The organism is Kitasatospora sp. NPDC004531, assembly GCF_053602195.1.
In genome coordinates this window covers 1-10,313 of record NZ_JBSGDD010000143.1, presented here as the reverse complement: position 1 = coordinate 10,313, position 10,313 = coordinate 1, and the positions used below count along the sequence as shown (strand labels likewise).

At 71.2% G+C, this 10,313-nt stretch carries 8 protein-coding genes and 1 riboswitch; of the genes, 4 read left to right on the top strand and 4 right to left on the bottom strand.

The annotated features are described in order from the left end of the window. Positions 1 to 125 precede the first annotated feature (125 nt). The 4 genes from ACWEMJ_RS32305 to ACWEMJ_RS32290 all read right to left on the bottom strand — a co-directional run bounded on the left by ACWEMJ_RS32305 (position 126) and on the right by ACWEMJ_RS32290 (position 5,169). Positions 126 to 1,886 carry an ABC transporter substrate-binding protein gene (locus tag ACWEMJ_RS32305; protein ID WP_452140698.1) on the bottom strand — a complete coding sequence of 587 codons (1,761 nt, stop codon included), beginning with the start codon at positions 1,884 to 1,886 and terminating at the stop codon, positions 126 to 128. Positions 1,887 to 1,914: 28 nt separating this feature from the next. Continuing rightward, complete coding sequence (locus ACWEMJ_RS32300) at positions 1,915 to 2,913, bottom strand: ABC transporter permease (protein ID WP_452140697.1); 999 nt, start codon at positions 2,911 to 2,913, stop codon at positions 1,915 to 1,917. 545 nt (positions 2,914 to 3,458) lie between these two features. Beyond that, positions 3,459 to 4,283 carry an enhanced serine sensitivity protein SseB C-terminal domain-containing protein gene (locus ACWEMJ_RS32295; protein WP_452140696.1) on the bottom strand — a complete coding sequence of 275 codons (825 nt, stop codon included), beginning with the start codon at positions 4,281 to 4,283 and terminating at the stop codon, positions 3,459 to 3,461. 118 nt (positions 4,284 to 4,401) lie between these two features. Then, positions 4,402 to 5,169 carry an enhanced serine sensitivity protein SseB gene (locus ACWEMJ_RS32290; protein ID WP_452140695.1) on the bottom strand — a complete coding sequence of 256 codons (768 nt, stop codon included), beginning with the start codon at positions 5,167 to 5,169 and terminating at the stop codon, positions 4,402 to 4,404. A 138-nt stretch (positions 5,170 to 5,307) separates the two neighbouring features. Continuing rightward, positions 5,308 to 5,412, top strand: a riboswitch (glycine riboswitch). Positions 5,413 to 5,562: 150 nt separating this feature from the next. Between ACWEMJ_RS32290 and gcvT the strand changes: the two genes are divergently transcribed. From gcvT to ACWEMJ_RS32270, 4 genes are all read left to right on the top strand, one after another. After that, positions 5,563 to 6,681 (top strand): glycine cleavage system aminomethyltransferase GcvT, encoded by a 1,119-nt coding sequence (gene gcvT / locus ACWEMJ_RS32285; protein WP_452140694.1) that lies wholly within the window; start codon positions 5,563 to 5,565, stop codon positions 6,679 to 6,681. 102 nt (positions 6,682 to 6,783) lie between these two features. After that, a complete protein-coding gene (gene gcvH / locus ACWEMJ_RS32280; protein ID WP_452140693.1) occupies positions 6,784 to 7,158 on the top strand; it encodes a glycine cleavage system protein GcvH in 375 nt (124 codons plus the stop codon). 15 nt (positions 7,159 to 7,173) lie between these two features. Continuing rightward, positions 7,174 to 8,442, top strand: a complete 1,269-nt coding sequence (locus ACWEMJ_RS32275; RefSeq protein WP_452140692.1) for a serine hydroxymethyltransferase — start codon at positions 7,174 to 7,176, stop codon at positions 8,440 to 8,442. 151 nt (positions 8,443 to 8,593) lie between these two features. Beyond that, positions 8,594 to 9,961: an L-serine ammonia-lyase gene (locus ACWEMJ_RS32270; protein WP_452140691.1), complete on the top strand. Its 1,368-nt coding sequence runs from the start codon at positions 8,594 to 8,596 to the stop codon at positions 9,959 to 9,961. Positions 9,962 to 10,313: the final 352 nt, after the last annotated feature.

Genomic DNA, 10,313 nt, shown 5'->3' with positions numbered 1-10,313 from the left:
GGTGCTCACCAGCCAGCCCAACGGCAGGCTCGAATTCGTCCACCCGCTGATCGCCACCTCCACGGCCGGCAGGGCCTTCACCTGCCCTTCGGACTAGCGGTGCGAACTAAAGCGGGAAGGTCAGGTCACTTGCCGTCGGAGACACCGAGGGCCTGGAAGTCCACCTCGCCGAAGGCGGGGTTGATGTAGACGTTGGTCAGGCGCGGGTTGCGCCAGTTCAGCGCCTTGTCGGCGACGATCGGCAGGTAGTAGCCGCCGTCGATCACCTTGTGGTTGATCTTCTTGTAGATCTCCGCGGCCTTGGCCGGGTCGGTCTCCTGGAGCGCCTGGTCGAACCAGGCGTTGACCTCCGGGTCGTTGATCTCGGAGTAGTTGCTGTTGCCGTTGCTCGGGATGAAGCGGCCGTCCATCAGCGGCTGCATGTAGCCGGAGCCGGTCGGGAAGTCGGCGCCCCAGCCCATCACGATCAGGCCGTAGCCCTTGGACTTGACGACGTCGGGCGCGCCGATCTCGGAGGCGATCAGCTTGCCGTCGTACTGCTGGACGGTGACGTCGATGTTGACGGCCTTGAGGGCGGTCTGCAGGGCCACCGCGGAGTTGACCTCCTTCGGCTTGTTGCCGCGCACCGCGATGTTGGTCCGGAAGCCCTCGGGCTTGCCGCAGGCCTTCAGCTCTTCCTTGGCCTTCTCGATGTTCGGCTTGCCCTGGGTCAGCTTGTACGGGTCGTAGTCGTCCGAGCCGAGGATGTTCGGGGGCAGCATCGAGCCGTAGACCGAGCCGGCCACCGAGCCGCCGCGGGCGGTCTGCAGGGCGGTGGTGTCGGCCGCGTACAGCACCGCGTTGCGGCAGTGCGGGTTGTCGAACGGGGCGACCGACGGGACGAGGCTGACGTAGCGGATGAAGCCGTTGTACGGGTCGTCCGTGTTGGCCTTCAGCGCGTCGTCCTGCAGCACCTTGACCTGGGCGGCCTGCGACAGACCGGTCTGCGCCCAGTCGAGGTCGGCGGTGTTCGCCAGCAGCTGGGAGTCCATGTCGTCGGCGTTGGTGGTGACGGTCAGCTTGACGACGTCCGGCAGCGCCTTGCGGAACGGGTCGGAGGCCGGGTCCCAGTGCTCGTTGCGGACCAGCTCGTAGAGCTTGCCCGGCTCGGCCGACTTGAACTTGTACGGGCCGGAGGAGACCGGCTTCTGGCCGTACTGGGCGCCGGTGTCCAGCTTCTGCGGGACGGGGGCGGCGGAGCCCATGGCCAGCAGGTACGGGAAGTCCGAGTTGGGCTTGGCCAGGTTGAAGATGATGGTGTTGTCGTCCGGGGTCAGGACGGTCCGCAGGCCGAGCTTGTTCGGGTCGGTGTCGTTGTAGGGGCCGGTGTACTTCTGGCCCTGGTCCAGCTCGTTGATCAGGTAGGTCGGGCCGCCGGAGATGACGTCCTGCGCGAAGATGCGCTCGATGCCGTACTTGATGTCCTTCGAGGTGATGACCGAGCCGTCCTCGAACTTCAGACCCGGCTTCAGCTTGAAGGTGTAGGTCTTGCCGTCCGCGGAGATCTCCGGCTTGGCGGTGGCCAGGTCGGGGACCAGGTTCAGGCCCGCCTTGCCCGGCTTGCCGTCGAAGGCCAGCAGGGTGCGGGTGTAGAAGCGCTCGTAGTTCCACACCGAGGCGTAGTACGCGCGAGCGGGGTCGAGCGAGTCCACGTCGGTGGTGGTCCACATGTTGAGCGTCCCGCCCTTCTTGTCGGACGGGTTCACCACCTTGTCGACCGCCGCGTTGAAGCCGGCACCGGTGGTGTTGTCGCCGTTGCCCTCTTCCTTGCCGCCGCCGCAGGCAGAGACGGTGAGCGCGAGGGTGGCCGCGAGGGCGGCGACCGCGAGCGTCCTGTTTCGCTTCATGGGTTGGGAAACCTCCAGAGTCGCGGGCTCAGTTGCCCTTGGGGTCGAGCGCGTCGCGCAGGCCGTCACCGAAGAGGTTGAAGGCGAGCACGGTGATGAAGATGGCGAGGCCGGGAACGACCATGTACGTGGGGTCCGCCTCGTAGATCCGGACCGCGTCGGAGAGCATCTGCCCCCAGGAGGCGGTGGGCGGGCGGACACCGGCCCCGAGGAAGCTGAGCGCCGCCTCGTTGAGGATGTTGGTGGGGATGATCAGGGTCGCGTAGACCAGGATCGGCGCCACCAGGTTGGGCAGCAGTTCGCGGAACAGGATGTGGGTCCGGCCGGCGCCGAGGCTGCGGGCCGCGTCCACGAACTCCCGTTCGCGCAGGGACATGGCCTGGCCTCTGACGATGCGTCCGATGTAGGGCCAGCCGAAGAATCCGATGACGAAGACCAGGATCATCGGGCGCAGCCACTCGTCCGGAATGCCGAACGCCGAGGTGGGCATCACCGACACCAGCGCGATGCTGAACAGCAGCTGCGGGAAGGCCAGCAGGATGTCCATGATCCGGCTGATGAACGCGTCCACCCAGCCGCCGAAGTAGCCGGCCATGACGCCCATGACCACGCCGATGCAGACCGACAGCACGGCGGCGCCGAGCGCCACCAGCATCGAGATCCGCGCACCGTAGAGGATGCGGGAGAACACGTCACGGCCGAAGGTGGGGTCGACGCCCAGCAGGAAGTCGCTGCTCATACCTCCGAACGCGCCCTTGGGCAGGCCGAGATCAGGGTTGATCTGGTCGGCGTGCGGCTCGTTCGGCGGGTGTCCGAACAGCGAGGTGAGCACCGGCGCGAAGATCGCCGCCAGCACCAGCAGGATCACCACGGCACCGCCGGCCAGCGCGACCTTGTCGCGCTTGAGGCGGTCCCAGGCGATCCGGCCCGGCGAGCGTCCCTCGATCTTCTTGGCCGGCTCGGAGATTGACGCGCCGTCAGGCTGCGCGCCGGCCGGCGGACCCGAGGTCTCGGTGGGTGTGGTCATGAGTCAGTTCGTTCCCCTCGCCGACGGTGGCCGGCCCACGGAGTCGCGTTTGGTGCGGAAGGCAGAGCGGTTGCGGTGGTGCCGGGTGCCGATGCGGCGGTGCAGAAGTGCGTTTGGCAAGCAGGGCGTTGCGGGGTGGTGCCGTGGACGCCGGGAGGATTGCCCCGGCGCGCATGGTGCTGCCGCACGGAGATGCGCATCGTGCGGTTCATGCTGTGGCGGCGGCGCGTTCACCTTCGTGAGGATCGTCCCGCGCTCCGCATTGGGCAGCACTCTCTGTCATGGGATGTACCCGACGGAAGACCCTCATGACGAAGGATGCCTAACTGTGATCTGCTCGCATGCACAACCGTTGCGCTGGCATATCGCTCTTCACACAGGGGTCACACGGACGTCAAGGGGCACATTGACGACACCCCGCCAGTGGCGGGGAAACGCCAGGTGGCACGGTTGGCGCCGCGCGTAGAACCGGGAACGGCGAAAAACCCCCGCCCGCCTCCACGGAGGCGCGTACGGGGGCTTTGTGGCGGTTCGTCAGGAAACGGTCAGCGGGCCGGATATCCGGGCCACTGCGGCTGCGGCCAGCCCGGCGCGGGCCCGGTCGGCGGTTGCGCTGCGTAACCGAAACCGGTCGGGTAGGGGCCGGGCGCGCCCTGCCGGTCGAAGAACGGGCGGGCGTTCGCGCACAGCCACATCACCACCGGGTCGAACTCGTCGGCCATCAGCACGGTGGAGACGGCCGGCCCCTCGGGGGCCTGCGCGGCGGCCCGCTGGACCAGCGCGCGGGCGGCCTCCACGGCCGGCGGCGAGGCGTCGTACAGGTCCAGGCCGATCGCCAAGTAGGGCTCGCCGAGCACGGGTTGGACCCAGGCCCGCCACAGCGCGCGCAACGGGCGCACCTCGGCGGCCTGTTGGTCCAGCACGGTGAAGAACTGCGGTGCCTGCACGGCCGGTTCGGAGATCCGCAGCGGCCCGGCCGGCACCCGGTCCAGGCCGACGGCGATCCGGCGCAGATCGGCCCAGGGCACGCCGACGCCGCCGCCCGGGCGGTGCGGATCCAGCCACAGGCCCCAGCGCGAGCGGTAGAGCGAACCGGCGATCTCCGGCCCGGACACCACCTCGTGGCCGCGCGTCCAGCCGCTGGAGGCCAGCTGCCCCGGGGAGGTCACGCAGGGCGCGTAGCCGTGCCCGCCGACGTCCATGTTCCCGTACTGGGCGTCCGGGCTGCCCGGGCTGCCGTGCCACAGCAGCATCCAGACCTGCCCGCCCGCGAGGGCGCGCAGCAACCCCTCGTACGCCTCCCAGCGCTCCGGTGCGACCGTTGCGAGGGCGCGCTCGATCGCGCCCGGGTCGCCGGCTGCTCCCGTCACGTCGCCGCCCTCTTTCTCGACTTCCCTCGTCCGCCGTCCACCGCGCTCCGGTGGGCCGGGGCAACCCTATGGGGCGCGCCCGACAGCCGTCATGCCGCCGTACCGGATCCCCGCGGATTCACGGCCGCGTCCAGAAGGGCTGTACCCGCCCCAGCAGCCAGTCCACCACCGGGTCCGCGACCAGGTCGAGCAGCACCAGGTGGACGCCCCAGCTCGGCGGCGCGGTTCCGAGCGCCCGGCCGAGCGCCAGGTTGACGTCGCCGGGGTCGGCGGGCGCCGCCGGGTCCAGCTGGACGCCGATGTACAGCAGCGTCGACTCGCCCTCCACCCGGGCCAGCGCCCGACGGGCCGTCAACACACCCGGCAGCGCCGCGAGTTCACCGGTGGCGGCGGCCAGGAAGGCGTACGGCTCCTGGTGCGGCTCGGGCTCCTTGAGCGCCACCCGGGCACCCTCGGTGACGCCCTGCGCCTCCCACTGCTCGCCGCGCGGCCCGCGCCGCAGCTCCCCGACGCCCTCCGGCGGCACCGGGATGCCCACCTGCGCCTCCGGGTTGACCGCGACGCCGACGCCCAGCGGCAGGCCCCGGGCGAACTCCCACATCGGGGCGATCGCGAACGGGATGCCGGGCGCGTGCTGCAGGTACACCTCCTGCGAGCTGTACACCGGCACGTAGGGCGCGCCCGCCAGCTCCAGCGTCGGCAGGTCGAGCTCGCCGGACTGTGGATCGGCGCCGGACGGCAGCGGGATCCACACCTGACTGCGCGCCAGCACCTCGATCACCCGGGGCGTCGCCCCCGGATCGCCCAGCGCAGCCACCAGCACCTGCTCCAGCTCGTTGGCCGGCCAGCTCCCGCTCTCCGGAACCTGACCCAGCGGGAACCCCATCTCGCCCCTCCACACTCACGGTTGCGATCAGGTTAGCGGCGCGGGCGGACGCCCGGGCCGAACTGTGACCCGTCCCCACTCCCACCAGCGGCTCCCGGCGTGCCATGATGGGCCCGCCCAAACTTCATACCGGCCGCTCGAACCCGCGCGGGAGAGCCGGAACGACCGTCACCCGGTCGCGACCGGCGCCGAAGGAGCAAGTCCTCCCCGGAATCTCTCAGGCCCCCCTACCGCCCGGGCGAGGCAGATCTGGAAAGTGGACACGGCCCTGCCGTGCGCCCACCCACGGTGCAAACCGCCATCCTGTCCGGGATGCGGTGAAGCTCTCAGGTTCGACGACAGACGGGGAGATTCGCCCCAGCCTGCCCGTTTCCAGATCCCGGGAGTCCTGTCGTGTCCCTCCGCCTGACCGCGCTCGACGCGCTGCACCGCTCGCTCGGCGCCACCATGACCGACTTCGCGGGCTGGGACATGCCGCTGCGCTACGGCAGCGAGCGCGAGGAGCACCTCGCCGTCCGCACCAAGGCCGGCCTGTTCGACCTGTCGCACATGGGCGAGATCACCGTCTCCGGCCCGCAGGCCGGCGAACTGCTCGACCACGCGCTGGTCGGCTTCATCTCCGCGCTCGGCGTGCTGCGCGCCCGCTACACCATGATCTGCCGCGAGGACGGCGGCATCCTGGACGACCTGATCGTCTACCGCACCGCGGAGGACGAGTACCTGGTGGTCGCCAACGCCTCCAACGCCCAGGTGGTGCTGGACGCCCTGACCGAGCGCGCCGCCGGCTTCGACGCCGTCGTCCGCGACGACCGCGACGCCTACGCGCTGCTCGCCGTCCAGGGCCCGGAGGCGAACGGCATCCTGGCCAAGCTGACCGACGCCGACCTGCCCGGCCTCAAGTACTACGCGCTGCTGCCCGCCACCGTGGCCGGCCGCCAGGTCTGGCTGGCCCGCACCGGCTACACCGGCGAGGACGGCTTCGAGATCTTCTGCGCCCCCGCCGACGCCGAGCACCTGTGGACCGAGCTGACCGCGGCCGGCACCGCCGAGGGCCTGGTCCCGTGCGGCCTGTCCTGCCGCGACACGCTGCGCCTGGAGGCCGGCATGCCGCTGTACGGGCACGAGCTGTCCACCGAGCTGACCCCGTTCGACGCCGGCCTGGGCCGGGTGGTGCGCTTCGACAAGACCACCAACGACGGCGCTTTCGTCGGCCGCAAGGCGCTGGAGGAGGCCGCCGCCGCAGCCGAGGCCAACCCCCCGCGCAAGCTGGTCGGCCTGGTCTCCGAGGGCCGCCGCGTCCCGCGCGCCGAGTACGCGGTGGTGGACGCCGAGGGCGCCGTGATCGGCCGGATCACCTCCGGTTCGCCGTCCCCGACCCTGGGCAAGCCGATCGCCATCGCGTACGTGGACGCCGCGCACGCCGAGCCGGGCACCACCGTCGCGGTGGACGTGCGCGGCAAGGCCGAGCCGGTCCAGGTCGTCGCGCTGCCGTTCTACAAGCGCGCCCGCTGACCCTCCGTCGGCCCTTCACCTGCTGTCCGAGCAGCTCTTTCCGGTACGTCCGCCCAGCGGACGGCCGTGCCCTCCCCTCTTGCGATCCTGGAGAATGACGTCATGAGCAACCCCACGCACCTGCAGTACACCAAGGAGCACGAGTGGCTGACCGCCGCCGTGGACGGGGTGTCGACGGTCGGCATCACCGCGCACGCGGCCGACGCCCTCGGCGACATCGTCTACGTCCAGCTCCCCGCGGTGGGTGACACCGTCACCGCCGGTGAGACCTGTGGCGAGCTCGAGTCCACCAAGTCGGTCAGCGACCTCTTCTCCCCCGCCACCGGCGAGGTCACCGAGGTCAACCAGGAGGTCATCGACGACCCGGCCCTGGTCAACTCGGAGCCCTTCGAGGGCGGTTGGCTGTTCAAGGTCCGGGTCGAGGCGACCGACGAGCTGCTCGACGCCGACGGCTACACCGCCTTCACCGGCGCCTGACCGGGAGACCCCCTCATGACGGTTCTCAACCAGTCCCTCCACGCGCTCGACCCGGAGATCGCCGCCGCGGTCGACGCCGAGCTGCACCGCCAGCAGACCACCCTGGAAATGATCGCCTCCGAGAACTTCGCCCCGGTGGCGGTCATGGAGGCCCAGGGCTCGGTGCTCACCAACAAGTACGCCGAGGGCTACCCCGGTCGCCGCTACTACGGCGGCTGCGAGCACGTCGACGTGGTCGAGCAGCTCGCCATCGACCGGGTCAAGGAGCTGTTCGGCGCCGAGCACGCCAACGTGCAGCCGCACTCCGGCGCGCAGGCGAACGCCGCGGCGATGTTCGCGCTGATCCAGCCGGGCGACACCATCCTGGGCCTGAACCTGGCCCACGGCGGTCACCTGACCCACGGCATGAAGATCAACTTCTCCGGCAAGCTCTACAACGTGGCCGCGTACCACGTGGACGAGAAGACCGGCCAGGTCGACATGGCCGAGGTCGAGCGCCTCGCCAAGGAGCACCAGCCCAAGCTGATCATCGCCGGCTGGTCCGCCTACCCGCGCCAGCTGGACTTCGCCGAGTTCCGCCGCATCGCGGACTCGGTCGGCGCCCTGCTGATGGTCGACATGGCGCACTTCGCCGGTCTGGTCGCCGCCGGCCTGCACCCCTCGCCGGTGCCGTACGCGGACGTGGTCACCACCACCACCCACAAGACCCTGGGCGGCCCGCGCGGCGGCGTCATCCTGTCCAAGGCCGAGTTCGCCAAGAAGATCAACTCCGCGGTCTTCCCCGGCCAGCAGGGCGGCCCGCTGGAGCACGTCATCGCCGGCAAGGCGGTGGCCTTCAAGGTCGCGGCCACCGACGAGTTCAAGGACCGCCAGCGCCGCACCCTGGAAGGCGCGAAGATCCTCGCCGAGCGCCTGCTCCAGGACGACGTGACCGCCTCCGGCGTCTCCGTCCTCTCCGGCGGCACCGACGTCCACCTGGTGCTGGTCGACCTGCGCAACAGCGAGCTCAACGGCCAGGACGCCGAGGACCGCCTGCACGAGGTCGGCATCACCGTCAACCGCAACGCCGTCCCGAACGACCCGCGCCCGCCGATGGTCACCTCCGGCCTGCGCATCGGCACCCCGGCGCTGGCCACCCGCGGCTTCGGCGCCGAGGACTTCACCGAGGTCGCCGACGTCATCGCGGAGACCCTCAAGCCGGGCTTCGACGCCGCCAAGGCCGAGACGCTCAAGGCCCGGGTGACCGCGCTCGCCGCCAAGCACCCGCTGTACCCCGAGCTGTAACCCTCCCGACGGCCGCCGCGACCCGGCGGCCGCCCGGAACCCCCGGGGCACCGCGCACACTGGAAGACGTGCGCGCGGTGCCCCGTTCCATGCGCAGCCCACCGTCCCACCGGGCGGACCACTCCACGAGACCAGACAAGGACGTCACCCCGTGGCCATCAGCGTCTTCGACCTCTTCTCCATCGGCATCGGACCGTCCTCCTCGCACACCGTCGGCCCGATGCGGGCCGCCCGGATGTTCGCCCGCCGGCTCTCCACCGAAGGACTCCTCGACCAGGTCGCCTCGCTCCGCGCCGAGCTGTACGGCTCCCTCGGCGCCACCGGCCACGGCCACGGCACGCCCAAGGCCGTCCTGCTCGGCCTGGAGAACAACTCCCCGCGCACCGTGGACGTCGACCGGGCCGACCTCGACGTCGACCGGATCCGCGCCGACAAGCGGATCAACCTGCTCGGCCGCCACGAGATCCCCTTCGACGCCGACACCGACCTCGTCCTGCACCGCCGCAAGGCCCTGCCCTACCACGCCAACGGCATGACCCTGTGGGCGTACGACGCCGCCGGCGCCGTGCTGCTCGAAAAGACCTACTACTCGGTCGGCGGCGGCTTCGTGGTCGACGAGGACGCGATCGGCGAGGCCCGCGTCAAGCCCGACGACACCGTGCTGCGGTACCCCTTCCGCACCGGCGAGGAGCTGCTGCGGCTGGCCCGGGAGACCGGCCTGTCGATCTCCGGCCTGATGCTGGAGAACGAGAAGGCCTGGCGCACCGAGGCCGAGATCCGGGCCGGGCTGCTGGAGATCTGGGCCGTCATGAAGGAGTGCGTCGCCGCCGGCATGTCCCGCGAGGGCATCCTGCCGGGCGGGCTCAAGGTCCGCCGCCGCGCCGCGTCCGCCGCGCGGGCCCTGCGGGCGGAGGGCATCGGGCCCGGCAACGCGATGGAATGGGTCACCCTCTACGCGATGGCCGTCAACGAGGAGAACGCCTCCGGCCGCCGCGTCGTCACCGCCCCCACCAACGGCGCCGCCGGCATCATCCCCGCCGTCCTGCACTACTACCTGAACTTCATCCCGGGCGCGGACGAGGACGGCATCGTCCGCTTCCTCCTCGCGGCCGGCGCGATCGGCATGCTCTTCAAGGAGAACGCCTCCATCTCCGGCGCCGAGGTCGGCTGCCAGGGCGAGGTCGGCTCCGCCTGCTCGATGGCCGCCGGCGGCCTCGCCGAGGTCCTCGGCGGCACCCCCGAACAGGTCGAGAACGCCGCCGAGATCGGCATCGAGCACAACCTCGGCCTCACCTGCGACCCCGTCGGCGGCCTGGTCCAGATCCCCTGCATCGAACGCAACGGCATGGCCTCCGTCAAGGCCGTCACCGCCGCCCGCATGGCCCTCCGCGGCGACGGCCGCCACCACGTCTCCCTCGACAAGGCCATCAAGACCATGAAGGAAACCGGTGCCGACATGAAGATCAAGTACAAGGAGACCTCCCGCGGCGGCCTCGCCGTCAACGTCATCGAGTGCTGACCGGCTGCCCGCAGAGCCTCCCCCTGGCCCGGCCCGTCCGAAAGGCGCGGTGCCGGTGCGCAGCCGGCTCCCCGCCGGGGCCCGCTGCGCGGAGCCGCCGAACGCCGCCCGCAGGGCACGGCACGCCGGACGCCTCCCAGCCGCGCCCCCGGCGTCGATGCCGCCGCGAGGCAGTGCCTTCCCGGCTGCGCCGGAAGCCCGCAGGCTCGAAGCCGCCTCGCGGGCTGCCCGCAGAGCCTCCCCCTGGCCCCGGCCCGTCCGAAAGGCGCGGTGCCGGTGCGCAGCCGGCTCCCCGCAGGGGCCCGCTGCGCGGAGCCGCCGAACGCCGCCCGCAGGGCACGGCACGCCGGAC